This is a genomic window from Psychrobacter glacincola (genome assembly GCF_965118485.1).
GTDB lineage: Bacteria > Pseudomonadota > Gammaproteobacteria > Pseudomonadales > Moraxellaceae > Psychrobacter > Psychrobacter glacincola_D.
Window position 1 is genome coordinate 14728 of record NZ_CBCPJH010000008.1, and the last position, 26220, is coordinate 40947.

General features: G+C 41.3%; 19 protein-coding genes and 1 other RNA gene. 13 read left to right on the forward strand and 7 right to left on the reverse strand.

Annotated elements, in window-relative coordinates; translation table 11 throughout:
- Nucleotides 1-64 precede the first annotated feature (64 nt).
- Nucleotides 65-2041: a TonB-dependent receptor plug domain-containing protein gene (locus ACMHKH_RS04205; protein ID WP_413519413.1), complete on the reverse strand. Its 1977-nt coding sequence runs from the start codon at nt 2039-2041 to the stop codon at nt 65-67.
- Between the two features lie 378 nt (nt 2042-2419).
- Between ACMHKH_RS04205 and ACMHKH_RS04210 the strand changes: the two genes are divergently transcribed.
- Nucleotides 2420-4378, forward strand: a complete 1959-nt coding sequence (locus ACMHKH_RS04210) for a mechanosensitive ion channel family protein (protein ID WP_413519414.1) — start codon at nt 2420-2422, stop codon at nt 4376-4378.
- A gap of 21 nt (nt 4379-4399) precedes the next feature.
- On the opposite strand, the gene ACMHKH_RS04215 is transcribed toward ACMHKH_RS04210, so the two are convergent.
- The 5 genes from ACMHKH_RS04215 to ACMHKH_RS04235 all read right to left on the reverse strand — a co-directional run bounded on the left by ACMHKH_RS04215 (nt 4400) and on the right by ACMHKH_RS04235 (nt 8828).
- Nucleotides 4400-5095 carry a DNA-3-methyladenine glycosylase family protein gene (locus ACMHKH_RS04215; RefSeq protein ID WP_413519415.1) on the reverse strand — a complete coding sequence of 232 codons (696 nt, stop codon included), beginning with the start codon at nt 5093-5095 and terminating at the stop codon, nt 4400-4402.
- Nucleotides 5096-5198: 103 nt separating this feature from the next.
- Nucleotides 5199-5930, reverse strand: a complete 732-nt coding sequence (locus ACMHKH_RS04220) for a Smr/MutS family protein (RefSeq protein ID WP_413519416.1) — start codon at nt 5928-5930, stop codon at nt 5199-5201.
- Between the two features lie 115 nt (nt 5931-6045).
- Nucleotides 6046-6933 (reverse strand): indole-3-glycerol phosphate synthase TrpC, encoded by an 888-nt coding sequence (gene trpC, locus ACMHKH_RS04225; RefSeq protein WP_413519417.1) that lies wholly within the window; start codon nt 6931-6933, stop codon nt 6046-6048.
- Between the two features lie 62 nt (nt 6934-6995).
- Nucleotides 6996-8132: an anthranilate phosphoribosyltransferase gene (gene trpD, locus ACMHKH_RS04230; RefSeq protein ID WP_413519418.1), complete on the reverse strand. Its 1137-nt coding sequence runs from the start codon at nt 8130-8132 to the stop codon at nt 6996-6998.
- 72 nt (nt 8133-8204) lie between these two features.
- Entirely contained in the window at nt 8205-8828 is a 624-nt protein-coding gene (locus ACMHKH_RS04235; protein WP_413519419.1) for an anthranilate synthase component II, read from the reverse strand.
- A gap of 762 nt (nt 8829-9590) precedes the next feature.
- Here ACMHKH_RS04235 and glnA point away from each other — a divergent pair.
- A complete protein-coding gene (glnA, locus tag ACMHKH_RS04240; protein WP_413519420.1) occupies nt 9591-11000 on the forward strand; it encodes a type I glutamate--ammonia ligase in 1410 nt (469 codons plus the stop codon).
- Between the two features lie 195 nt (nt 11001-11195).
- On the forward strand, nt 11196-12017 hold the full coding sequence (locus tag ACMHKH_RS04245) for a DUF4124 domain-containing protein (RefSeq protein ID WP_413519421.1): 822 nt from the start codon (nt 11196-11198) through the stop codon (nt 12015-12017).
- Between the two features lie 129 nt (nt 12018-12146).
- Here the strand turns inward: ACMHKH_RS04245 and ACMHKH_RS04250 are convergent, their stop codons facing one another.
- Nucleotides 12147-12863 carry an SIMPL domain-containing protein gene (locus tag ACMHKH_RS04250; RefSeq protein WP_413519422.1) on the reverse strand — a complete coding sequence of 239 codons (717 nt, stop codon included), beginning with the start codon at nt 12861-12863 and terminating at the stop codon, nt 12147-12149.
- A 257-nt stretch (nt 12864-13120) separates the two neighbouring features.
- Here ACMHKH_RS04250 and ffs point away from each other — a divergent pair.
- From ffs to ACMHKH_RS04300, 10 genes are all read left to right on the forward strand, one after another.
- An RNA gene (gene ffs / locus ACMHKH_RS04255) (signal recognition particle sRNA small type) lies at nt 13121-13217 on the forward strand.
- A gap of 205 nt (nt 13218-13422) precedes the next feature.
- Nucleotides 13423-14019: a LemA family protein gene (locus tag ACMHKH_RS04260; protein WP_413519423.1), complete on the forward strand. Its 597-nt coding sequence runs from the start codon at nt 13423-13425 to the stop codon at nt 14017-14019.
- A 60-nt stretch (nt 14020-14079) separates the two neighbouring features.
- On the forward strand, nt 14080-17091 hold the full coding sequence (locus ACMHKH_RS04265; protein ID WP_413519424.1) for a M48 family metalloprotease: 3012 nt from the start codon (nt 14080-14082) through the stop codon (nt 17089-17091).
- A gap of 58 nt (nt 17092-17149) precedes the next feature.
- Nucleotides 17150-18061 (forward strand): hypothetical protein, encoded by a 912-nt coding sequence (locus ACMHKH_RS04270; RefSeq protein ID WP_413519425.1) that lies wholly within the window; start codon nt 17150-17152, stop codon nt 18059-18061.
- Nucleotides 18062-18229: 168 nt separating this feature from the next.
- Nucleotides 18230-19339, forward strand: coding sequence for a 3-phosphoserine/phosphohydroxythreonine transaminase (serC, locus tag ACMHKH_RS04275; protein WP_413519426.1), 1110 nt, complete (start codon nt 18230-18232; stop codon nt 19337-19339).
- A 287-nt stretch (nt 19340-19626) separates the two neighbouring features.
- Entirely contained in the window at nt 19627-21459 is a 1833-nt protein-coding gene (locus ACMHKH_RS04280; RefSeq protein ID WP_413519427.1) for an extracellular solute-binding protein, read from the forward strand.
- Between the two features lie 74 nt (nt 21460-21533).
- Entirely contained in the window at nt 21534-22313 is a 780-nt protein-coding gene (gene gloB / locus ACMHKH_RS04285) for a hydroxyacylglutathione hydrolase (protein WP_413519428.1), read from the forward strand.
- A 77-nt stretch (nt 22314-22390) separates the two neighbouring features.
- Nucleotides 22391-23461 carry a microcin C ABC transporter permease YejB gene (yejB, locus tag ACMHKH_RS04290; protein ID WP_413519429.1) on the forward strand — a complete coding sequence of 357 codons (1071 nt, stop codon included), beginning with the start codon at nt 22391-22393 and terminating at the stop codon, nt 23459-23461.
- On the forward strand, nt 23461-24534 hold the full coding sequence (locus tag ACMHKH_RS04295) for an ABC transporter permease (RefSeq protein WP_413519430.1): 1074 nt from the start codon (nt 23461-23463) through the stop codon (nt 24532-24534). Before yejB ends, ACMHKH_RS04295 begins: the two co-directional genes overlap by 1 nt.
- Nucleotide 24535: 1 nt before the next feature.
- Nucleotides 24536-26200, forward strand: a complete 1665-nt coding sequence (locus ACMHKH_RS04300; protein ID WP_413519431.1) for an ABC transporter ATP-binding protein — start codon at nt 24536-24538, stop codon at nt 26198-26200.
- Nucleotides 26201-26220 lie beyond the last annotated feature (20 nt).

Sequence of the window (26220 nt, forward strand, 5' to 3'; positions counted from 1 at the left end):
AAAGGCCATCTAATGGATGACCTTGATTATTAATAATATACCATTCAAATGCTGCTAAATAACTTTAGAACCAATTATAGGTTAGTGAAGTAAAGAAGTTGGTGCCATCGGTATTATAGCCAGGCAAAGTCACATATTTCTTATTGGTAATATTGTTTAAGCGTGCCGTCATAGATAGGTTATCAGTTAGTTTATAGTTACCGCTAATATTAAATAAGCCGTAAGAATCCACTACCTGTGAATCAGTGTTAGCTAAACCACTATAGTAATCACCAACATATTGATACTCAGCACGAACATCTAAGCTTGGTAAGCGATAACCTGCATACACTAAACCTTGATGTTCAGGGCGGATGGAAAGAAAATTGCCGTTATAGTCAATAGGTTTGCCAAGGTAGTCGACTTTACCAGTGTAATCACTATCATCTGTTGCTTTTTGATAGTCATAGCTTAAACCAAAAAGATAGTTGTTCATATTCCAGTCAGAAGTTAGTGTAATGCCTTTAGTTTTTGCTTTATCAATATTGATGTTCTTACCGTAAGGGTATTCAACAGTACTAATACCATCACTAGCAATAAGTTCTTTGACTTTATTATTATATCCAGTAAGGCGAGTAGATTGAGTTTGGTTAACATACTCGATAAAAGCCTCATAATTATCACTAGTCTCTGGCTTTAGGTTTGGATTACTACCCCAGCTTGCTGGACCGTATAAGTCATTGAAAGTAGGCGCTCGATATCCTTTAGCGTAGTTAGCACCTACACGAAATTCCGAGTTAAGGTGGTACGCTGCACCTAAGTTGTAAGTAGTCTTGCTATCAAAGTCAGAGTAATCATCATATCGTACGTTTGCTTGAGCATCGATATTATTATGTGATACCAAATAACCTAAAAAGCCACTTTTAATTTTACGATCCTTTGCGGTATATACATTTGATTCTAGCTCTTGAGTTAAGTGCTCAGCTCCTATAATGGCTTTACCAATCGGTAGGTCTTGAACTCTTACTAAGTTTATCTGTTGCTGATTAGTATCGTATTTGCTACCATTTTTTAAGTCAGTCTCATAGGTTATTGTTTCATCAATGCTATAACCATAAGTTAATTTAGTATTGCTATTGTCGTCAGAATGTTCGAGATAGGCACTAGCAGCACCACTATTTTGGTCGGAAAAAGCGTGTTTTAGAGCAGGGACAGGGACGTTAGTATTGTAATCATCATAAGCGTCAATATCAGTAGTTGATTTTGAGTAAATACCATTGATTCCTAACTTAAAATTATCATTAATTTTTTGGCTAAATAATAGGCTGTAATTATCGCTTTTAAATCCATCGTCATCTGTTTGAGAAGGCAAGTTACTTGGTAGTGTCGCATTATAGCCGTCAGTTTCATTATGACTCGCTGACAAGCTTAGGGTTGTACCTGTCTGATTGACAAATTGTGCACTGGTACCGTACAAATACTCGTTATGTGAGCCTATGCCTGCAGTTACTGACACGTTGCTTCTATCGATATTAGTGCCTTTAGTAAATACTTGAATCACACCGCCCATGGCATCAGCGCCATAGATGCTTGAGCCAGATGCGCCGTATAGAATTTCTATACGATCAATTTGATCAGCAGGTAACAAGCTAAGAGTTGCGCCACCTGCACTTAGAGAGCTATAACGAACCCCGTCAATGAGTACCAATATCTGTTTGTTATTATATCCACGCATATAAAAATTTGATGTAGTGCCAGCACCACCATTAGTGTAATGACTAATACCTGGCTGACGTTTAATGATATCAAGTGCATTTTGACCTTGAAAGCGTTTCAAGTCATCTTTATCAACAACTCGAGTTTGAGCAATCACGTTACTGGTCTTAGTCGGTGTACGCGTAGCGGTTACGACAATTTTATCAAGCTCAACTTCTGGTAAGGCATTATTGCTTACGATAGCATCATCAGTGGTGGCAGCGTTTGAACTTAAAGCAAATACCCCAAGCGCGCTTAAAATACATAAGCGAAGATAGGTGGTTGAAGATGAACGTGATAAAACCATGTTTAATTCCAAATTAATCAAATAAAGAAGTTACAGAGGCGAAATCTGAGAAGCTAAAAATTACAAAAAGTAATAAAGAGATTACATGTCGCCATTATCTATAAAAGCACTTCATTTATAAACCATTTTAACCTAATGTTTATTCATCATAAGCTGAGTGGCTTTCATCTTAAGCTAATGTATTGCTATTTGATAAGTATTGGTTGGATAGATAGAAGTTTTTATTGTTAATTTTGATAAGATAGCCTTGAGAAACTAAAACTTTACTGGCTCAAATGATCCTTCACAAAAACACGCAACCAAAAGCATTGCTGTCATAAATAATTGCTATTATAGTGGCAGTTTCCATCTATTTTCCGTTATACCATTCATAAAGCCATGAGGTTCGTTTTGTTCATTAAGCGTCGTCTGAGTACCACTGTTATGCCATTTTCATCAAAGCCGCACTCAACAAAACATTTGATGAAATTACCGCTATTTTTGATAACACTGTTTCTCGCTATGTTATTAAGTATCATCTCGCAGCCTAGTGCGCTGGCAGCTGAAGCGAGCATATTGGGTGTGGGTGGTAGCAAAACGGAAGAAGGATCTGATACAGCGATACCAGATTCATTTGGGCGCGATACGCCTCGGCATACGGTGCAAGGGTTTCTTGGGGCGCTGGGTGAAAACGATTATTTGGTGGCGAGCAACTATTTAAATTTGTCCAAGTCTGACAACCCGACGACGATTGTGCGGCAGTTTAAGCAAGCGCTTGATGCCGGCGGTCGTTTTCAGCCTGATTTGCAGATTAATAATACCCCTGAAGGCAACTTAACCGATCAGCTGCCGCCAAGCCAAGAAAATGTTGGTACTATCAATGTCAGTGATAAAAGCATACCGCTAATACTTGAAAGGGTAGTGTCTAAAAGCGGCGAGCAATACTGGCAGTTTTCTACTGATACGCTCAGCTCAATACCAGAGGCCATAGAAAATTATGAGCCGACTTTGGTTTCTCGTTATACTATTGATTCACTAGAAGGTAAAAAGCTCTTTAGTTATCAATTGGCTGATTTGGTTGCCGCATTAGCGATGACTATCAGCAGTTTTTTATTCACTTATGTTATCGTATGGCTGCTATATCATTTATTAAAGATCGTTTATCCTCGTGTCCGCGGTGTACCGCTACCATTGCCGGATAGAGTTATATTGCCGCTAGCGGTGGTAATTATGGCGCTGATTTTATCTGAAGTGATGGTATACGCTGGGGTATCAGTGACGCTGCGCGAGCCTATCAATCGCTATACAGATATTGCTTCTTGGCTGGCGACCACTTGGTTATTACTGCGAGTGATTGACGCCATATTTACCCGCGCGGTCAACTTAAGCTATAAGAAAAACTATACTGAGCGTGTCTCTATTTTGGGGCTATTGCGCAAAATCGTTAAAGCGCTGCTATTAATATTTGCCACCATCGTTATTTTTGGTAATTTGGGCTTTGATTTAACAACCGGTATTGCGGCACTTGGGGTCGGTGGTTTGGCATTAGCATTAGGTGCGCAAAAGACCATCGAAAACTTAGTCGGCAGTGTGGTGGTAGTGGCAGATTCACCGGTACGTATTGGCGATTACTGTAAATTTGGCACTTATGAAGGCACGGTTATTGATATCGGTATTCGTTCATCGCGCGTGCGTACCTTAACCCGTACCATCGTCACGGTACCTAACGGTGACTTTTCATCGATGCAAATTGAAAACTTTACCTCGCGTGACATGTTCCGTTTTTTACATCAGTTATATATTAAACGTACGGGTGATATCGACGTGGTGTTCCAAATGGTTAAGCACTTGAATAAGTTTTTAGATGAGCACGAATTGACCAATCAAGAATGGAATCAAGTCAATATTTTAGAACTGCGTCAAGATTGCTATATCATTCAATTACAAGCCTACGTCAATGCCAGCGGGATTATTGAGTTCTACGATAAACAAAACGTGTTATTCGTTGATATTTTGATGCAAGTTAGAAAGTATGATGTAGAGCATGCTTTACCAACGCAGCAGCTGATTGTCAAGCAACCAGAACTGCAAGCTCAATTAGACCATGAAGTCGAAGGTGAAACAGATAACAAGAAAGCTGACCAAAAAAACGCTACTGATCATAAACCTGAAGCCGTAAATTTAAATAAAGATGTGAATATTACTACTAATGAGGAGACAGCAAAGAAACCCAAAGATACCTTAAAAAAGCACATGGTAGATAATAGATATAAGAGTATTCATAGAAGTCGTGGTTATAATTTAGCAAGATTAAAGTTTAAAAAGGTAAAAAAGAGCTTTAGATTGCCTAAAGTGTAAAGTATATAATGAAACAACCTATTACACTGGCATAGCTTTTCTATTACGTAGCAAACCGTAATGTGACCATAGTAGTAAACTGGCAGCACTGCGATGTGGCGACCAATTTTCGGTCGCCTTTTTTAATTGCTTCGGCGTTGGACGTTCTACTAGATTTAGTAAATCCATTGCCGCGACTTTAATCGCTAAGTCATCGACAGCAAGTACATCAGCGCGACCTAATGAGAATAACAAATACATCTCAGCCGTCCAGCGCCCAATACCGACTACCGCAGTCAGTATCTCAAGTACCTTTTCATCACTTATGGTGGATAATGATTCAAAGTCGATATTGTGCTCAATTAATGATCGCGCGTAACGAACTTTTTGCTTAGATAGTCCTTGTGCTCGTAAAATATCATCCGATACTGCCTTAATCATTTTTGGATTTGTCAAATCTGCATCAATCAATCGTTGCCAAATACTGCTTGCTGCCGCCACTGATAGTTGTTGACCTACCATCGCTCTTAGTAGCTGTTCAAAGCCACCATCATTGCGCCTTAAATCAGGAATACCCACTTGCTCATAAATACCAGCAAACCTTGGTTCAATAGTGATAAGCGCTTCAATTTGCTCTTTTAGCTGCTCAGTCGTTTCAATCGTTGTAATCATTACAATAGCTTCGGTATTTTTGAGGCTTTCAATAGTTTTGATGACCTCACTATTTTGTACGCTCATAAAAGGCTTATCCTAAATAATTGAATTTATTTACTGAATATAGGTTAAACACGGGTATAAAAAAAGACTGCAAAGAGCAGTCTTTTTTTCCTAAACTAAAACCTTATTCGCCATCTGTTTTAGATTTTTTGAGTAGTACCAATACTGCGCCATTGCCACCATCTTTTGGTGGAGCAGAGCAAAACGCCAATACTTCTGGTAATTGACGTAACCAGCCATTCACGCAGGTTTTTAGAATCGCTTCACTACCTTTACCGTGGACAATCTTTACTGATGTTTCGTTGTTTTTCTTGGCTTGGCTAAGCAATTGGGTCATTGCTATGCGAGCTTCTTCGATAGTGCAGCCATGAATATCTACCGCATCATACCAACGCAATTTACCCTGTTTTAATTGGGTAAAAATCTTATTTTGTAGAGTAGGGTTTTTATAAGATAAGTAGGCTTCACCGGCAACAGGGTTCAATAAAGCCTGCATATCTGATAAACCAGCGCCCAAATCACTTGCTTCGCCACCTTGAGCGGCTGCACGTTTAGACAGTGTTGCTGCGTCAGGTTTTTTTGCTTTTGCCGTATTGGCAGGAGAGCGCACATTTTTATCATCGAGCTGATTGACACCATTCATTGCTTGCATGAACAAGACTTTATCATCATCTATATGTTCGCTATCCATCTGTTTGACGGTTTTTTTGACTTGTTTTTGAGTCAATAGCGAGACAGGCTCAGTCGGCTTACCGTTCTCACCATCAGGTGAAACCGTATCACGACCTTTACTCAATTGACCTTTCAGTTCTTTGAGTTGGTCTTGCATTTCTTTTGAAAATAGAGAGTTTGACATAATAGTTAATGTATCGTTGGTTGGTGAATAAAAAGAATAATAACGGATTCAGTACTTAATGCAGTGACTAAAGCCATAATAATTCTGCCTTAAATACTTAGTTTATTAACTTACTTTACGCCTGTGCTGCGACGCTCGCAAGTAAGGATTGTAATGCTTGCCCCGGATGTTCGGTCTTCATAAACTGCTCACCGATTAAAAAGTGCTGAATATTATGGCTTAACATCAGACGGATATCATCGCTGTTATGGATACCACTTTCGGTCACGATAAGCGGACGTTGTAGAACATTATTAGGGTTAGCAGAAAATGCATCATCAGTGGCAAGCTCACGTAATAGCGTATTTTTTAAATCAAGGGTTGTCTGTAAATCTACTTCAAAGGTATTGAGGTTACGATTATTGATACCGTAGATATTATGTTCTGAACGAGGAAGTTGTAAAGCGCGCTCAAGCTCGCCTGCTGTATGCACTTCTATCAATACATCCAAGCCAAGCTCGATGCTTAGCGCATGCAGTTCTTGCACTTGTACATCATCAAGACACGCCATGATGAGTAATATACAATCTGCACCCATTAAATACGACTGATAAATTTGATAGATATCAATCATAAAATCTTTACGTAATATCGGCAAACTGCAAGCGTCACGTGCTTGAATTAAATAGCTATCATCGCCTTGGAAATAATCACGATCAGTCAATACCGACAGACAGCTTGCGCCTGCTTGCTCATATTGCTTGGCAAATTCGGCTGGCGCAAAGTTATGATTAATAACACCTTTAGAAGGTGAGGCTTTTTTTATCTCAGCAATAATACCAATATTAGCGCTACGCAGAGCATTAGCAAAACCACGACGAGGTTGCTTATCTGCCGCGACTTTTGCTTGTAAGTCTTCAAGGGCTAATAGCTTACGAGCAGCAGCTACTTCTTCATGTTTGGTAGCAACGATACGCTGTAATACCGAAGGAATATCTGCGTGGGATGTAGTTTTAGTAGTCATGGTGGTATCCAAATATTTTTAGTGTAAATAGTCGATAATGGCTAGTTTTATATACTTATAAATTAAGCATTGGTTGCCAGTTGCTGCGTATATTGTGCCAAAGACTCAAGCTTAATCAATGCCGAACCATTTTGGATAACCGTCTGCGCTTGATTAACGCCATTAGGATAATTGCTGGCAAGTCCGGCAGTATATATTGCAGCCCCTGCATTTAAAGCAATCATATCCCGCGCTTTAAGTACTGCTCGGTCGTGTGTTTCTACGCCAGATAAAGCGGTACGTATCAGCGCTAAACTTTGCTCTGGTGAATCTACATCAAGCCCGATAAGGGTTTGCGACTCAATGCCTGCATCTTCTGGCATCATCTCATAGACGGAGATTTCACCATCTTTTAATTCAGCAACTGTGGTCGAGGTTGCAAGGCTGATTTCATCCAAACCATCTTTTGCACCGACGACCATCACATGGCGCGCGCCTAGATTTTTCATTACTTTTGCTAAAGGCTCACATAACTGTGCAGTAAAGACGCCAATTACCAAATTGGGCGTACCAGCGGGGTTGGTAAGTGGACCTAAAATATTAAAAATCGTCCGCGATTTTAGCTCTCGACGTACCGGATTGGCATAACGCATGGCGCTATGGTGGTTTGGCGCAAACAAAAAACCAATACCTTGCTCTTCGATACATTCTTGTGCTTGTTCTGGGCTGAGCGACAGGCTAATTCCAGCCTGTTCAAGTAAATCTGAGCTACCAGATTTGGTTGAAACGCCGCGGTTACCATGTTTGGCAACTTGCGCACCGGCTGCTGCTGCGACCAACGCCGCCGCTGTGGAGACGTTAAATAAGTTAGCACCATCGCCTCCTGTACCAACGATATCGACCATGTGGCGACAGTCTTTTGGGGCGATATTAGCAGCTAATGCACGCATGGCACTCGCTGAGGCAGTAATCTCATCGATTGATTCGCCTTTCATACGCAGACCGGTCAAGATAGCGCCCATCATGGCATCGCTACATTTGCCTTGCATGATGATTAGCATCACTTGATACATCTCATCAAAGGTCAGATCAATATGCTGAAAAATTCTACCTAATGCGGTGGTCAATAGCTCATGGATACTGTTATCTGACAGCTGATGGATATCTTCTGGGGTGCGGGTCACGTTTGAAAGTACCGTCTGCAAAGGAGTAGTAGTCATTATATTCTCACTTGTTATTATTTTAAATTTTAAAACCATGCTTAAATACTTGTTTGAACCAAGACTTAATGGTTAGCCGACCTGTGGCAAACTATCGCTGTCTAGTACAGCCAAATGATGTGTCTGTAAGAAGTTATTAAGCAGCTGATAACCGGCCTCGCTCAAAATAGATTCAGGATGAAATTGCACCGCTTCAATGGCAAAATCGCGGTGACGAATAGCCATAATTTCTTCCATACTGCCATCGCTATGTTGCGTCCAAGCAGTGATCTCAAAGCCAGCAGGTAAACTTGATTTATCAATAACTAGTGAATGATAGCGGGTAAACTGCGCAGGATTGGGCAAATCCATAAACACACCCTGTCCATTATGGTAAATAGCGGATAAGCGTCCGTGCATCACTTCGCTTGCTTTGACTATTTTACCGCCAAATGCTTGCCCAATAGCCTGATGACCCAAGCAAATACCTAACATCGGTATCATGCCTTTAAAAGTATCAATCAATTCAAGTGAAATACCAGCGCTGTCAGGGGTACAAGGTCCAGGACCGATAACGATGGCGTCAGGCTTAAGCGCTTTTATTTGCTCAATGTCAATCTCATCATTACGATATACGGTAATGTCCTGCTGCAACTCACCGAAGTACTGTACGATATTGTACGTAAAGCTGTCGTAATTATCGATCATCAGAATCATGAGGGCTTCAACTTATTGAGATGCTTGCTTTTGGTGTTAAGTAATAAATTTGTATAGCGGTTTTCGCATATTGCTTTTGTAAATCAATTTTATATGTCAATTGATACTAAGAAATTCAAGACGTCGTTATCTTAACATTATTTTGCCGTCTATCAAGTGTGATGGTTATATAGCTGTAATGCAGATATCTAAAAGTATGTTTGATCAATAATACTAATGTAGATGAGCATTATTGCGACCATATCAATAAAATATATTAAAAAATTATTTAGGTAATGTGCTATTACGGTGCATGCGCACTTAATATACCTTCTGTTATGCACTTTTATGGGGCAGATATTATGATGTTAAATCAACAAAGTTTATTGCTCGTAGTGAGTTTTAGTTACTAAAATTTGTTATAAATAAAACTAGTTTTAGCTTAACTAACTGTATTTATTGATAATAAAGTAAATATTTTAGGGGGTGAATTAGCAATAAGTATCTAGAATGGCATAGCTGTTGCAACTTTTAATATGTCAATATCTTGCTTCGCCTTATAATATAGAATATTTACCAATAAGAGCCTGAAGAGTTCAGCATTATGAGTGAGATATTGCTAAAATAGCAGCTGAATTTACTTGGTGTATGGAAATATGCCATAAATAATACAGATAGACGCTCATAGAGCGTATAACAAGTAAAAATCTTAACTTTTAGTTCAGTCATTATAAAATCAGCACCATAATTTCAGTACCATGATAACCACAAGGGAAACTATTTATGTCAAATAAACTACTTGATCTGATCAAATCATCCAACGCCAAATGGGTCGATTTTCGCTTCACTGATACCCGCGGTAAAGAGCATCACATGAGCTTTCCGGCGCATAGCGTTGATGAAGAGTCGATGGAAGATGGCAAAATGTTTGATGGCTCATCGATTGCTGGTTGGAAAGGTATTGAAGCATCAGACATGATTTTGCGTCCTGATCCAGAGACCGCCTTTATCGACCCGTTCTTTGATGCGGTTACCGTTGTTGTGACTTGTGACATTATCGAGCCATCAACCTTGCAAGGTTACGATCGTGATCCACGCTCTATCGCACGCCGTGCTGAAGAGTACTTAAAATCTACCGGTATTGGTGACACGGCTTACTTTGGCCCTGAGCCTGAGTTCTTCGTATTTGACGAAGTAAAATGGTCCGTCAACATGTCTGGTGTCAGCCATGAAATCATTGCTGAAGAAGCCGCTTGGTCAACTAATAAAGACTATGAGTGGGGCAACATGGGCCATCGTCCACGTGTCAAAGGCGGTTACGTGCCAGTGCCACCAGTTGATAGCTCACAAGATATGCGTACGGTGATGTGTGAGCGTATAGAAGACATGATTGGTGAAGGTTGTATCGAAGTACATCATCATGAAGTTGCGCCTTGCCAGTTAGAGATTGGTGTCGCCTTCAATACCTTAGTACGCAAGGCTGATGAAGTACAAAAGCTAAAATATGCGGTACATAACGTCGCGCATCAGTTTGGTAAAACAGCAACCTTTATGCCAAAGCCTATCGTTGGTGACAATGGTTCAGGTATGCACGTGCATATCTCTATCTCAAAAGATGGCGTTAATACCTTCTCTGGTGATGAATATGCAGGTTTGTCTGAGTCGGCATTATATTTCATCGGTGGTATCATCAAACACGCTCGTGCCTTGAATGCGATTACCAATCCATCAACCAATAGCTATAAGCGTCTAGTCCCTCATTATGAAGCGCCTATCAAGCTTGCCTACTCAGCGTCTAACCGTTCAGCCTCTATCCGTATCCCGCACGTTAGTAGCCCGAAAGCGGTACGTGTTGAAGCGCGATTCCCTGATCCAGCAGCCAATCCATACCTAGCCTTTGCAGCTCTGTTGATGGCAGGTCTTGATGGTATTCAAAACAAAATCCATCCAGGTGAAGCGGCTGATAAAAACTTGTATGACTTGCCACCGGAAGAAGAAGCACTCATTCCAACGGTTGCTGAAAACTTAGAAGTGGCGCTACAAGCGTTAAAAGACGATCATGAGTTCTTATTAAAAGGTGATGTATTCACCAAAGATATGTTAGAAGCCTATATTGCGCTGAAACAAGAAGAAGTGCAGCGCGTCAATATCACGGTACATCCTGTTGAGTTTGATTTGTACTATAGCTGCTAATCTATAGTTAACACGCCAAATTCTTGATAAACAAAAAACCAGTTAAGTAACTATTAACTGGTTTTTTTATGCTTGAATAATTGTCTTGACTGAACTGAAAAAGTTTATGCGCAGACAATACTGCTTTAGCATGAAAAATATCGCATAATGGTTTCATCTGTATATCAATAATAAGCACTATTAGGCTGACTCACTATGACCTCATTATCAAAAAATAATTTTTTAAATAAAAAGATGACTTTAAGCCTGCTGACAGGTTTTATGATTAGTACAGTCAGTCTTTACGCACCGATGGCAAGTGCGTCAGCTATTTATAAAGTCGTCGATGAAAAAACAGGTCAAGTCACCTTTACCGACCGTCCGCAAAATTATGAGAATAAATCAGGCAAGCAAATTAGCCAGACTAGTATCATGACAGGGAATGATAGTGTTGGTTCAAATAATTCTAGCCAAACTGGCAATGCAAACAATAATACTGCAGCGCCAACGAACCCAATGGTTGCTAGCAATACTACGCCGCCAGCGCTGGCAAATGCACCGAGCACCACCCAAGCAGCACGCGTCAATTATCAATTAACCATGATTGAGCCTAGCGAAGAGCGCGCTTATCGTCGCCCTGCACAGAGTATTGAGGTTGCTTTGCAAATCAAACCTACACTACAAGCAGGCGATAGTATCAGCATTACGCTTGATGGTAATGAGGTCGCTCAAGGTTTAAGTACCTCGATTTCTACGGTTGATATCCTACCGGGTTCTCATGTGATTAATGCGGTGATTAAGAATGCGAAAGGGCAGGCAGTAAAGCAAATATCACGAACCGTTTATGTCATTCAAAATACGCAGACATTGCAAAATAATAAGAAAATTGCAGAACAGCTTTTGGCTTATCAGCGCTTACCTTGGCATCAAAAAGTATTATTAAAACTGCGTCAAGATGGCAAGCAGCCTAATATGCAATCATTCACTAAGCCAATAACTGACAAACCAATGACACTTGAGCAGCCAGCGATAAAATAGCAAATAGCGCTAAGCATTGGCAAAGACAAGATAAGTTTAAGTAAGCGTATATGTATAAATAAAGGCAATCACTGATATCAGCGATTGCCTTTATTTATGACGGTTTCTTTATATGAGATAGAAAGAAGTCTATTTGGTTAACTCAATCGTGCCATTGGCAGTGACAGAAATGGTACTGTTGCCAGACTCAAAATTTTGGCTTGGTACTGAGTCTTCCATAGATGACGCTGCCGCTTTCATACTGTACATAGGACGTGGATAATTATTATTGTTGGTATTAAGGTTGACTGTCACCACACGATAGCCACGGGCATCCCAAGCGCGGGTTAAGTTCTTCGCTTGTTGCTGAAAAGCACGAGAGGCATCGGTCATAAGCTTTTGTTCTAAGGCATCTTTTTTAGTGCTTGACACGCCAAACGTCAAATTATTCATCACTAACGTCTCTTGTAAAGCAGCGATCAACTGACTGGTTGCGGCAAAGTCGGTACTTTTAATATCAATATTTGCCTGTCCTGTCCAGCCGATAATTTTGTCATTTTTATCATATCGCGGATAGGTGCTTTGTTGTCCTGTGCTAACGGTAACGGTAGGGTAGCGCTTAGCAATCGCTAAGGCTTTGTTGATTGACGTGTTTAAGGTAGTTGCCAACGTTTTGGCATCCGTTGCCTGTGCTTTTTTATATAAGCTAGCAGTCACTTCATCGTTTTGAATCTCTTCTTTTACTTCTGTTTGAAAAGTAAGCTGGTCATAGCCTATTGGCGCTGCATGGGCACTGCCCATCATTGCTGTCAGTAGGGCGACTGTACCGGTAGCGAGTGCGGCTTTGTTTATCAAAATGTTTTTCATCATAATCTCCTGAATAAAATAAATATGCTTGAAGCAGTTAATTTAAAAGCCATAAAGATGCATTGCATTTAGGTACATTGTATTTATTAGGCATGGTTTATGGCCGTCAGTCTGCTTAGCTAAAATAGCAAAATTTAAATGTGTCGCTGTGATAATTTTGTCAACTAAGTTACAAAGTTTTTAGAGGATAAAGAAACAGTTTTATAATAGGGGTTGTAATAAGCAAAAATTCTTGTATAATCTGCAGCTGGTGGCCTCATTGGTAGCCTCGCAACATTGTTCTATGAATCCCGCCAGGACCGGAAGGTAGCAACGGTAATAGTTATAATGTGTGCCGAGGATGTGCTTTTGAGGTCGCTTTTTTTTGCCTAAAATTTGATAATAAAATGTATAAATAATTCAAAACGTTAAATCCTAATAATAAGCCCTTCATTGTAAAGGGCTTTTTTTCGCCTAAATTTTGTCAGATTTAAACCTCTTATTTATAGATATAGGTTAAAATATAATGTAGTAACTTTTATTAACATTAGTATCTAGATTGCAGGTTTTGGGGTTATTTATGAAAATGTTTGTTTGGCTATTCATTGCCTTTGTGGTGCTGGTAGTAGTATTTGGAGTATCGATATTCAATAAATTGATACGCGCCCGCAATCAGGCAAAAAACGGCTTTGCGCAGATAGATGTACAGCTTAAACGCCGTCATGATTTGATTCCAAACTTGGTCGAAACTGCCAAGCGTTATTTAACGCACGAAGAAGAAACGCTAACCCGCGTCATTAGTGCGCGTAATCATGCCCAAAGTCTGCAGGATTCTAGTAAGCATCAGCCCGATTCGCTTGAACACATGGCACTATTTGCCAAAGCGGAGAGTATGTTGTCAAAAGCATTGGGGCAATTCTCAGCTGTCGTTGAAGCTTATCCCGAGCTAAAAGCAGATAGTATGATTAAAGAGTTGATGGATGAGTTGACCAATACCGAGAATCGGATTGGCTTTGCCCGTCAGCACTATAACGATAGCGTGATGTTTTATAATAACGACCGCGAAGTGTTTCCTAATAACCTTGTCAGCACAACCTTTGGATTTCGTCCATTAAGTCAGTTGGTGTTTGAAGATAGAAAGGCGATCGCTCAAGCACCTGTGGTTAATATGGGCTAGTATTTAAACAGGCTCAAATACACCCAGATACGTTTAGTGCTTTATAGGTCAGACAAATAGATGGATTTTTTTGGTGAACAGCGCAGCCGCACTCGGCGCAGTCTATTACTGTACGGGTTATTTTTCCTTATTATATTTGCCCATATCGCGGTGGCACTCAGTGTCATGGCACTACTGCTGACAATATTTACCGGTGGCATTTATTATTGGGTATTAATACTAGTGGTCATATGGACGATCGGTAGCTTCGTCATTGGTAGTTTTTTAGAGTATGGACGCTTAGCAGCAGGGGGCCGTGCGATTGCTCAGCGCGTTGGTGCTGTTCGGTTATTCATTGACCATAGCCAAGATGCTTGGGAGCATAGCCAAGGGGTTGCTCATCAACATGAGCCAGTACAAAAAGTTCGCTTTAGCGCGCGTCATATCGCAGTACGTCATGAGCGTGACTTTCCGCCTGTCTACCGTCGTTATCATGAGATTGCTCAGCAGCTCGCCATTGCTTCGGGTTTGAGTATGCCAATTCTTTATGTGCTGCCTGATGAGCAAGGGATTAATGGTTTCGTCGCTGGTCGCCATAGTCAAGATATGGTGTTGGTCGTCACTCAAGGCGCGCTGGATAAGTTGTCTGATGAGGGGCTATATGGTCTGATAGGGCATGAATATGGTCATATCTTGCATGGTGATGCCACCTTCAATTTACAGCTCATGGTGGTGTTGGCAGGCTTACAATTACTCTATGATTGGAGTGATTCCGTTAATAATTTTGGCGCTAGTTATCAAAGCGGATATAAAAGCAGCTATAGCAACTATTTCGATAATGCAGTTAATCAAAACAACCCTTTATCACAAAGAGCCATTGATAGTCATGCGCGTAGCACTGAGGCACAAACAGCAAGCTTTACCACTCACAGTGAATGGGTAAGCTATTGGCAGAGCCAGTCTCAAAACCAAGCCCACAAAAATCAATCATCAGCGAAGAATCAGTCGACGTGGCTACAAAATACCGCTGCTACTGAGCAACAAGCGCCGCGTAATATTTGGACATTGTTAATACATGGGTTGAGCTTTTCTAGTATGGCCAGTGCGCAGCTCATCAAACATAGCTTTAACCGTGAGCGTGAGCTGCTTGCTGATGCGACCAGTGTTCAATTGACGCGCTCGCCGGCGATTATGGAAACCTTACAAGCCATTCATAAGGACTCGCTAGGCTCACGTTTAACCGCTATTGCTGATATTAATGGCCTCAGTCATTTCTTCTTTGCCAGTAGTGGTGCAGATTTGGGTGATGTCTCATGGTTTGCCACGCATCCAAGTTTAGCGCAGCGTATGAGCGCCATTAACGCCAATGCTTATCACGATTTTGCGGTACAAGTGGCGAAAGAAAAGCGACTCAATCAGCAAAAAATTAAAGAGATATATGAGCAGCGCCGATTAGGTGATTGGGGCGTGATAACTGCAAATAGCCTAAGTAAGGAAGATATTAATAAAAATAGCGCCAATAAAGATAGTTATCTGATGAATAAAAGCGTTGCTAGCAATCCTGCTAAGGCTATCGACAAAGAAATCGCAGCCTTTTCTACTGCTGAAATGGGAAGTGAATCAGAAGCAGAAGACGGGCTTGAATTTGTTGTAGAGCAAGATGTTGTTATTGATGGGCGCTTGCAGGTGCAAGCACAAGATATTGGTACTCATAAAATTTTAAAACCATGGCAAGCAAAACCTAATAATGATTTGCCATCAGATGCATTAATTGGTGTCGAAGATATACAAAAAATCGCGCTACCGCAGTATGTGCTCAATCACAGTTATCATCCGCTAGGGGCGCAAGCATTGATTGAAGCAGTGCTGCTATGTCATCAAGGATGCACATTATCAACAACGGCAACTTATGATTTAACTGATATTTGGCTTGGGCTTCCTAACGATAAAGAAGCCTCTGCTGTCAAAATCAATAATAAATCTAGTGCTAATAATAGCAGTCACGTTCAGTTTTTAGCGCATAGGCTAGATCATAAATTATTAGAGACAGTCGCAAGTCTGGATCGGCGTTTAGATAGCGCCTTGATTGTGTTAGCTGTAAAGCATCTCAGTCAGCATGACCTATCCGAGAGCGCTATCAATGAATTACATCCAAAGTATGAAGTCAGTCATAGCAATCAAGATTATCAACATTATGTGCAGCAAAAAAAATGTCGTACGACGCTCATGCGTTATCAGCAGGGCATCATTGAGCTCTTTAAAACCTATCTAACGGCAGACTTAAGCCAAAAAATTGCTGCTACTATCTCTGATAATGATTCTATTGATAAACATACACCAGTATTAACGCGCATAGACAATACCAACTCTCAGTTGCAATCGATTTCAGCATTATGGCAAGCGCTACAGCTACAGCAATTATTACCGATATTGTCTACTGTATTGAACGATAAGCAGTCGCAATCGCATGTACCTACACAGGCATTATGGCAGCAAACATTGCACGCTGGCACGGATGATATTTATACTCAGCTCGATCCTTCAGGACAGATATTTATGAGTCTCGATGTTGCCGCGAAAACAATGCTTGTGTTATTGGCTTATCGTTTATCAAAAGATGCCAAGGGTCAGGTATTGTCAATAATAGATAGCTCAGTACATACTTCAATGCTCAGCTATGATAATGACAGCGTTGCCCACTATGTTGTGGATTTACGCCGTCATGCGCGTTTGATTGATATTGATTTAGCGGTCGTTAGTGAAGCAAACTTACAGTGGTTACTATTAACTGCCCAAAACTTAAATAGTGTTCAATTATTGGCATTGATAGAAGCTGTGTCCACCTTCAAGGCTTCTACCACAGATTCTAAGCATGATGATAATATTCGAGAAAAGCAACAAGAGCGACAACAGCGTAGCGGTCAAATAGATTATAATACGATGACCAGTAAGCGGTATGCTTATAATAATTATCGACAATGGCTGAGTACGTTGCATACCGTGATGTTACACGATACCATAGTCAGCCAAGATGAATATGATTGTTTAACCTTACTATCAGAGCACTGGTTAAAGGTTCGACAGCTTTTTTAGTGTTTATTGGCATTGAGATTTGTAAACCCATTTGAGATAAATAGGATAGTAAAGTTGTATGAGTGATATTCAAGACCCGCTAATTGTATTGCAGCATCGTATGCAGCAGCGCCAGATTTTAGCGATGATGGGTATCAAGCAATGGGTGCAGCCGAGCACGGAAACCATGAATATCGCAGATATTTCTGCACCTGCTATTCTTGATTCGATTAGCAGTGATCCGATTGTAAACAAGCATAACCCTACAGCTATTTCTTCTACTACAAGCATTAAACAGCCAAGTATTGAATCTCCGCATATTGATGCTATAAACGTCGAGATGTCACCACGTATAGCATCTGCGGATTCTCCCTCAAGTAGCGTAGATGATGAGTCTATTCATCATTACTATGACAATGTTGATGTTGATGATAATGAGACAAGTTTAAGCTATCCTGACCAACAAAGCCCTGTTACCTATAATTTTGATAGTACTGTCCCTGATATCTCTAGTAAAGCCGTTAAGCCCCTCATAGATACTGTCGTCCAACAAGCTGCTATTTCTAACATCAATAACGCTGATGGCTTTAAAAAAGATGGTTTTAAAGAGGAAAACTTTAAAAAAGTAGTACCATTTGATTTACAAGGTGGTCGCTATGGCGATTGGGTGATTTTGGTAGATATCCAAGCCCTTAATAATGACAGTCAAAAACTATGGCAAAATATCACGCAAGCACTATCAATCGATTGTGAGACGACATCATTCCCTATTTGTGAAGGTATGGATACCGCTGAGCTTGCCAATGCTAGCCTAGCAGGGTACGTCTTTAAAATTGGTCGTAGCGAAGAGATTAAAGTTGCGGCATTAACGCCGTTGCCTGACGGGCTTGAACATCCCAATCTTACCATTGTATCCACATTGGATGAAATGCTTGGTGATAGCAGACTAAAGCGTCAGCTTTGGGAGATGCTATCGAGTTCGGCTGATTAATAATAAGTGTTTTGTATCATTAATAATGATGGCTTTGTATAACAGTGGATTTGTGAAAAAAATATAAAGTCGTTAGCGACTCAAATAAAAAATGTAAGAAGTGCTTTAATTATTAAGTTTTCAATCCCAACTAACAACGATGATTCCATCAACTTTAGGATAATGATTATGACGACCAAAGCTACTCCTAACCGTACCCCTAACTTTTCGGCCGGACCTGCTACGATACCGACTGCTGTCTTATCACGTGCCCAAGAAGAGTTGCTTGATTGGCAAGGACGTGGTGTATCGGTGATGGAAATCAGCCATCGTAGTAAAGAGTACATTGATATTACTGAAAAAGCCGAAGCCAAACTGCGCTCATTGATGGACATTCCAGACAATTATAAAGTACTGTTTTTACAGGGTGGTGCTAGCTTACAGTTTTCAGCAATTCCATTGAACTTATTAAAAGGTGGGCGCGCAGATTATCTGACAACCGGTACTTGGTCAGAAAAAGCGGTAAAAGAAGCACAGCGCTATGCCAAACTTGGTCTTGGTGAAGTTAATGAAGTTGCAACCGGTAAAGACAGTAACTTTACTGATGTACCAGCCGAGAGCGAGTGGAATATAAGTAAAGATGCAGCATATTTTCACTATTGCGCCAACGAGACCATTCATGGTTTGCAGGTATTTGAGCCACCAAAAGTTGATGCGCCTATTATCGTTGATATGTCTTCTTGCATTTTATCGCAGCCAGTCGATGTGTCTAAGTTCGGTATGATTTATGCTGGGGCGCAAAAGAATATTGGTCCTGCAGGGCTGGTGATTGTCATTATCCGTGAAGACTTGTTAGGGCAAGCTAGTGAATGGTGCCCGCTGCTGATGAACTATGAGCATCAAGTAGAAAAAGAGTCGATGTCGAATACGCCAGCGACTTACTCTTGGTATCTAGCAGGACTGGTTTTTGATTGGTTAGAAGAGCAGGGCGGCGTTGCTGCTATCGGGAAAATTAATCAGCAAAAAGCGGATTTACTCTATAAAACAATTGATGATAGTCGCTTTTATAGTAATCCAGTTGCCCCTAAGTATCGCTCTATCATGAACGTGCCGTTTACCTTAGCTGATAGCAGTCTTGATAAAGTATTTTTAGAAGAGTCAGAAGCAGCAGGTTTACTGCATCTAAAAGGTCACCGCGATGTGGGAGGTATGCGTGCCAGTATTTACAATGCCGTATCACTCGATTGGGTACAGCAATTGGTCGACTTTATGATAGCGTTTGAAAAGAAACACGCTTAAGTACTGCTAAGGTTTTAATTATTGCTAAGTTTTAGGAAAAAGACGCAACTTTTATAAGCTGCGTCTTTTTTATGAGGAATTAATAAGCTTTTTGGAGGCATAATAAGTCAGATAGCCTACTTAATCCTGTAAAGCGTTAGGTTAAAAAACCTAAGTTTGTTATGATGAAATTTTGCGGTATTTATCGCTTTTAGTGATTTCTTATTTAAACTTTCATTAGCTTGCCGCTATTAGGTAAACTCTCAATATAGTCATTGGTTGCGTACAGGGTTGGTGATAACTTTATTATGATAAAAAATGCTACGCTAAAAACTATCTTATTAGTTGCAGTTGTGAGCTGGGTGCCCGCTAGCTTTGCTGTGCCAATCACCACTACTGCGCTTGGTCATAATAGCCCTACTGAATATATTAATGCACCTTTTATGCCGTATGCCAATCCAAATGCACCCAAGGGTGGCACACTATCGCTCGATGCGCGTGGTACTTTTAATGCAGCCAATAAATGGATGACTACTGGTGTGGCGATGGTTGGTACCGATTATCTATATGATACTTTGATGACGGGCTCGTTGAATGAAGCGTTTACCATGTATCCGCAGTTGGCAAGTAAAGTCACTTATGACCCTGATGATACCAGTTGGATTATTTACCATATCAATCCTGCAGCGCGATTTTGGGATGGAACGCCAGTTACCAGTAGTGACGTTAAAGCGACTTATGATGCGCTGTTGAATAAAGGGCCGATGTATATTCGCAGCTATTTGGGTGATATTAAAGACATTCAAATTATTAATAAGCAGCAAGTAAAATTTGTTTTTGCTTCTGATGACAATAAAGAAATATTATTAACTGTCGGGCAGTTTCCTATTTTTGCCAAGTCCTCTATCGATACTGATTTTGAAAAAATAACTTTGACGCCGTTGATGGGCAGCGGTCCTTATAAGCTAGGGCGTGTTGATGCAGGGCGCTCGGTTAGCTATGTACGTGATCCCAATTATTGGGGTCGTGATTTAATGGTCAATCGTGGTCGTTATAATTTCGATATGATTAAGTTTGTTTATTATCAAAGTGATGAGATTGCCTTTGAAGGTTTTAAGTCTGGTCAATATCGCTTTCGCCCTGAGAACAAAGCGTCAAACTGGGCAACGGGCTATAATTTTCCAGCTGTCAAAGCAGATATGATTAATAAAGAAACAATAAATAGTGAAAATCCTGTGCCGATGCAAGCGTTGGTGATGAATATGCGCCGGCCAATATTTCAAGATATTCGCGTCCGCCAAGCACTGAGCAAGGCTTATGATTTCGAGTGGATGAATAAGACTTTGTTCCATGGGCAGTATGAGCGCTTGCAAAGTTTCTTTCATGGTTCCGAGCTTGCCGCCACAGGGACACCGTCTGCTAAAGAGATGAAAGTGCTTACGCCTTTACTACCTAAGCTTGAACCGCTGCAACGTCAAGCGGTATTAGCCGAGTGGCAGTTGCCAACCAGTGACGGTAGTGGTTTTAATCGTCAAGGGTTGTTAGAGGCGCGGCAGCTGTTGCTAGATACTGGGTTTTATTATGATGATATGAAGCTATATCAACCTGATGGCAAGCTTGCTCAGATTGAGATATTAATGACGGGCGAAACCATGGGGCGCGTACTGCTACCTTATATTCGCAATTTAAAGCGTCTAGGGTTTGACGTGACGCTGCGCCAAGTCGATGGACCACAATATTACGAACGCATGCGCCGTTTTGACTATGATATGGTGGTTGATGTATTTGCTCAAAGCTTATCTCCTGGTGCCGAACAAGCGGCATTTTGGGGCAGTGCAGCTGCTGATGAAGTTGGCAATAATAATACGATTGGTATCAAAAATATGGCGATTGACACGGTTATAGAAAAACTGGGTAATGCGAAAAATCGCGACGAGATTATTTTATATACTCACGTACTGGATCGTTTGCTCCGTGCAGGTCATTATTTAGTGCCGCTATACGGTAAATCTGCTACTAATGTCGCTTACTGGAGTCAATACCGTCATACTGAAAAACTGCCGTCCAATGCTATCGGTATCGACTACTGGTGGACAGATAAAGCAGCAGAAGCGCGCTTTAATCAGTATTTAAAACAATAAATAGGCACTTTTGATTTTTAAAGTATTTAATAGAACACCTTAGTGATAAAGACAACTACTAGTAAGGATTTAATATGAGTATTCATATTCACCCCATTAAAGCATTCAATGATAATTATATTTGGACGTTAATTAATGAAAATAACAAACAGGCAATCGTTATTGATCCGGGTCAAGCTGCGCCTGTTATTCAATATTTAGAAGAAAATGAATTAGAACTGACTTCGATTTGGACCACCCATCATCACCATGATCATATCGGCGGCGTCGCAGAGCTACAAGAGTCCTATCCTATGACCCATCTGGTCGCCCATGCTGAACATAACGTCGATGAAGATCAGACCATAAAAGATGGTAGTACGGTGAGCGCATGGGGCAATGCCGCACAAGTGTGGGATGTGTCTGGACATACTGCCAGTCATGTGGCTTATATTTTGGATATCGAAGGTCGTAAGCATTGTTTTTGTGGTGATACGCTCTTCAGCGCCGGTTGTGGTCGCGTCTTTACCGGAACTATTGAGCAATTACATGACAGTTTTAAGCACTTAAACGGCTTACCTAGCGAAACGTTGCTATATCCAGCGCACGAATATACGACAAGCAACCTACGTTTTGGGTTGTCTATTGAACCTGATAATGTCGCAATGCAACAAGCATTGGCGCAAGCAGAAGAAAAAACGACACAAGGCATTCCAACATTACCGGTGACTTTAGAGCATGAGCGTGCGGTAAATGTGTTTTTACGTACGCAAGAGCTAAGTGTGATAGCAGGAGTTAAGTCTAAAATGGCTATCGATGATGATAAGTCTTTGACGGTATTTACTGCCTTACGTGAGCTTAAAAACAATTTTTAAATACTAATATATGTGTCTGTAAATAGTAGCTGCTCATCTTATCTATTGTAATGTTTTTATCTTAGGAAGCCGTCGTTATGGGTCGTTATATCTTAAAAAGATTATTGCTGATATTACCGACGCTTTTTTTGATATTGCTGGCGAACTTCGTCATTATACAAGCCGCGCCCGGTGGACCTGTTGAACAGCAGCTGGCGCTTATCGAGCAAGGCGCAAAAGACAACGCGCTGGGTGCTAATATCGGTGCGGGCAGTGCAGGCGGCAATAATAGCACCTATCAAGGGACACGCGGTTTGTCAGAGGAGATGGTCGCCGCTATTAATGCGCAATATGGCTTTGATAAATCTGCGCCTGAGCGCTTTTGGCTGATGCTCAAAAACTATGTAAAGCTAGATTTTGGTGAGTCGTTCTTTAAAGGGCAGTCAGTCACTGATTTGATTGTTGAGAAGCTACCGGTGTCTATTTCGCTTGGGCTCTGGAGTACGCTGCTGATTTATATGATAGCGATTCCGCTTGGTATTTATAAAGCCATGCACCATGGCTCGGGAATTGATAAAGCAACGGCGATGCTGCTTGCTATCGGGCATGCGATACCGGTATTTGTATTTGCGGTGATTTTATTGGTATTCTTCTCTGGTGGCAGCTATTGGAACATTTTTCCATTGCAAGGATTAACCTCAGAGAATTTTGATCAATTAAGCGTGCTTGGTAAAGTTAAAGATTACTTTTGGCATTTGGCACTGCCACTATTGGCAAGCACGGTTGGTGGTTTTGCTGGCTTGACCTATTTGACTAAGTTTAGCTTTTTAGAAGAGCTCGGTAAGCAATATGTCCTTACGGCGCGAGCAAAAGGCTTGGGTGAGCGACAGGTCTTATATGGTCATGTGTTTCGTAATGCCATGCTGATTATTATTGCTGGTATCCCAGCGGCTATCGTTGGAATTTTCTTTGCCGGAAATTTCCTTATTGAGATTATTTTTAAGCTTGATGGTTTAGGATTGTTAGGTTTCGAAGCTATTCAGCAGCGCGACTATCCAGTGATATTTGGTACGCTATTTATCTTTACTTTGGTCGGACTGTTATTACAGTTAATCAGCGATTTAAGTTATCACTTAATTGATCCGCGTATTGATTTTGAGGGGCGCTAATGTCAAGTGATCTGCTATCCTCAAATGTATCTTCTGTTTCTATACAAAGAAAAGCACGCTTAAACCCTATTTGGCAAGCGCGCCTCAATCGTTTTCGTCGCAATCGTCTTGGTGTCATATCGCTATTTATTTTTGCACTGATATTTATCATTTGTATGGCAGCCAATGTGATTGCCAATGACAAGCCGCTGCTGGTGCAGTATCAAGGCGACTATTACTTTCCAGTATTAAAGGCCTATCCTGAAACGACTTTTGGCGGTGTGTTTGAGACCGAAGCCAATTATAAAGACCCTGCGGTGCAGACGCTGATTGATGAGCAAGGCTTTTATATCATGCCGCTCATACCATTTGCCGATCAAACGCCCAATGTGGAGCTGGGAATTCCCTATCCAGCAGCGCCGAACAGTCAAAATTGGCTTGGTACCGATGATTTGGGTCGCGATGTACTGGCACGCATACTTTACGGCATGCGAGTGTCATTATTGTTCGGTATCGCCTTGACGCTAGCAGGCGCACTGATTGGTATTATCGTCGGTGCCATACAAGGTTATTACGGTGGTTGGGTAGATTTGGCAGGGCAACGTTTTATGGAGGTGTGGGGCGGGATGCCGCAGCTGTTCATGATTATTATTTTGGTCAGCTTATTTAGCCCCAGTATCACGATGCTATTTGCCATGATGTTGTTATTTGGCTGGATGGGTTTGGTAGGTTTGGTACGAGCAGAGTTTTTGCGTGCGCGTAACTTTGACTATGTGCGTGCGGCGCGCAATCTTGGCGTTGCAGACAGTCAAATTATGCTTAGACATATCCTACCTAATGCCTTAGCTTCAAGTTTATCGCAGCTACCATTTATTTTAACTGCCAATATTATCGCTCTGACGGCATTAGATTTCTTGGGTTATGGTTTGCCGCCTGGGTCGCCGTCATTGGGTGAGCTGATGGTACAAGGAAAAAATAATCTCGATGCACCTTGGCTTGCGCTGTCAGGATTTTTTAGCTTAACCTTTATTTTATCATTGCTAATATTCGTTGGCGAAGCGCTGCGTGATGCGTTTGATCCGAGGCACTCTTAAGATGACCATGATTGATACGCAAAATAACAGCTCAAGCAATAGCAATATAGCGCAAAAGCTAATGCTGAGCGTCGATAAGCTCAGCATTACTACTGATGCAGGTGTTGTTTTAGTCGACAAACTGTCTTATGAGCTCAGGCAAGGACAAACTTTGGCCATCGTTGGTGAGTCAGGGTCGGGTAAATCAATAGCCAGTCTGGCTCTATTGGGGCTGTTACCCGATAATTTAATTATTAGTGGTAAGGTACAGCTAGCAAACGCCAAAAACATGAGCGTGCTGCCAATCGCCAATGAAAAAGGGCGTAATGCTGCGCTACGCTCTGTACGTGGACAGCGTATCGGCATGGTGTTTCAAGAGCCGATGACGGCATTAAACCCGCTCCATACGGTTGCCAAACAAATCGCTGAGTCTCTTCGTCTAAGTAGTGTACCTAAGAAACACTGGCGTGAAAAAAGCATCGCTTTATTAACTGATGTTAATATTACTGATCCTACTGACAAACTGGGTCGCTACCCTCACGAGTTGTCAGGTGGTCAACGCCAGCGCGTCATGATTGCTATGGCATTGGCGCAGCAGCCTGATATTTTAATCGCTGATGAACCAACCACCGCGCTTGATGTCACTTTGCAGCATGAAATTCTTGAATTGTTAGATGATCTTAAGCGCCAGCATAATATGGCGATGATACTGATTAGCCATGATCTCAATTTAGTGAGACGCTACAGTGATGAGGTCATCGTCATGCGACAAGGGCAGACGATTGAGCAAGGGCAAACCGCAGCAGTGTTTAACCAGCCTAAAGCGGATTATACCCGTACCCTTATTCAGCAAGACTTTGGGCAAGCGCTAAATTTCTCTGATGACGAGCAAAGTCAGCAATCAACTGTATTAAAAGTAAATAATCTACAAGTACAGTTTCCCATTGAAAAAAGCCTGTTTGGCGGTACTAAGCGCTGGTTTGATGCCGTAAAAGACCTAGAGATGATGCTACAAAAAGGGCAAGCGTTGGGTATCGTTGGTGAATCAGGCTCTGGCAAGACAACGATTGCGCTTGCCTTAAGTCAGTTACTTAGCAATCAAGCACGTGTCAGTGGACAGATAATAATCAATGGTCAAGAGATTACAGCTTTGTCAAAACGTGAGCTGCGCAGTTTTCGCTCGCAGATACAGATGGTCTTTCAAGATCCCTTTGCTAGTATCAATCCTCGAATGACGGTTATGCAAATTGTTGAAGAAGGATTGCTAGTACAAGGGGTTGATAAGACAGCGCGCCAGCAAGCGGTAATGGATAGTCTTGCTACCGTACATCTGCCAGCTGATTTTGCGCAGCGGTATCCGCATGAGCTATCAGGTGGTCAGCGTCAGCGAGTGGCTCTTGCGCGTGCTCTGATTATGCAGCCAAGTCTGTTGATATTGGATGAGCCTACTTCTGCGCTTGATAGCACCACGCAGGTGACTGTCGTGAATTTGCTAAGAGAGATTCAACAAAAACTGCAAATCAGTTATGTGTTTATTAGTCATGATTTAAAAGTAGTGCGCGCCTTATGCCAGCAAGTTATGGTACTTAAAGGCGGTATCTGTGTGGAATCTGGTCGTGCTGAAGATGTATTTAATAATCCGCAGCATTCGTATGCGCAGCAGTTATTGCAGGCGAGTATTGTTTAGCATAAGCCGTTAGTACCGAA

Bases quoted from the DNA above. Each gene is read 5' to 3' on its own strand.
- ACMHKH_RS04215 (WP_413519415.1), bottom strand. From the start codon at position 5,095: ATGAGCGTACAAAATAGTGAGGTCATCAAAACTATTGAAAGCCTCAAA.
- glnA (WP_413519420.1), top strand. From the start codon at position 9,591: ATGTCAAATAAACTACTTGATCTGATCAAATCATCCAACGCCAAATGG.
- ACMHKH_RS04250 (WP_413519422.1), bottom strand. From the start codon at position 12,863: ATGAAAAACATTTTGATAAACAAAGCCGCACTCGCTACCGGTACAGTC.
- yejB (WP_413519429.1), top strand. From the start codon at position 22,391: ATGGGTCGTTATATCTTAAAAAGATTATTGCTGATATTACCGACGCTT.
- ACMHKH_RS04235 (WP_413519419.1), bottom strand. From the start codon at position 8,828: ATGATTCTGATGATCGATAATTACGACAGCTTTACGTACAATATCGTA.
- ACMHKH_RS04300 (WP_413519431.1), top strand. From the start codon at position 24,536: ATGACCATGATTGATACGCAAAATAACAGCTCAAGCAATAGCAATATA.
- ACMHKH_RS04210 (WP_413519414.1), top strand. From the start codon at position 2,420: ATGAGGTTCGTTTTGTTCATTAAGCGTCGTCTGAGTACCACTGTTATG.
- ACMHKH_RS04220 (WP_413519416.1), bottom strand. From the start codon at position 5,930: ATGTCAAACTCTCTATTTTCAAAAGAAATGCAAGACCAACTCAAAGAA.
- ACMHKH_RS04295 (WP_413519430.1), top strand. From the start codon at position 23,461: ATGTCAAGTGATCTGCTATCCTCAAATGTATCTTCTGTTTCTATACAA.
- trpD (WP_413519418.1), bottom strand. From the start codon at position 8,132: ATGACTACTACTCCTTTGCAGACGGTACTTTCAAACGTGACCCGCACC.
- ACMHKH_RS04265 (WP_413519424.1), top strand. From the start codon at position 14,080: ATGGATTTTTTTGGTGAACAGCGCAGCCGCACTCGGCGCAGTCTATTA.
- serC (WP_413519426.1), top strand. From the start codon at position 18,230: ATGACGACCAAAGCTACTCCTAACCGTACCCCTAACTTTTCGGCCGGA.
- ACMHKH_RS04205 (WP_413519413.1), bottom strand. From the start codon at position 2,041: ATGGTTTTATCACGTTCATCTTCAACCACCTATCTTCGCTTATGTATT.
- ACMHKH_RS04260 (WP_413519423.1), top strand. From the start codon at position 13,423: ATGAAAATGTTTGTTTGGCTATTCATTGCCTTTGTGGTGCTGGTAGTA.
- trpC (WP_413519417.1), bottom strand. From the start codon at position 6,933: ATGACTACTAAAACTACATCCCACGCAGATATTCCTTCGGTATTACAG.
- ACMHKH_RS04270 (WP_413519425.1), top strand. From the start codon at position 17,150: ATGAGTGATATTCAAGACCCGCTAATTGTATTGCAGCATCGTATGCAG.
- ACMHKH_RS04280 (WP_413519427.1), top strand. From the start codon at position 19,627: ATGATAAAAAATGCTACGCTAAAAACTATCTTATTAGTTGCAGTTGTG.
- gloB (WP_413519428.1), top strand. From the start codon at position 21,534: ATGAGTATTCATATTCACCCCATTAAAGCATTCAATGATAATTATATT.
- ACMHKH_RS04245 (WP_413519421.1), top strand. From the start codon at position 11,196: ATGACCTCATTATCAAAAAATAATTTTTTAAATAAAAAGATGACTTTA.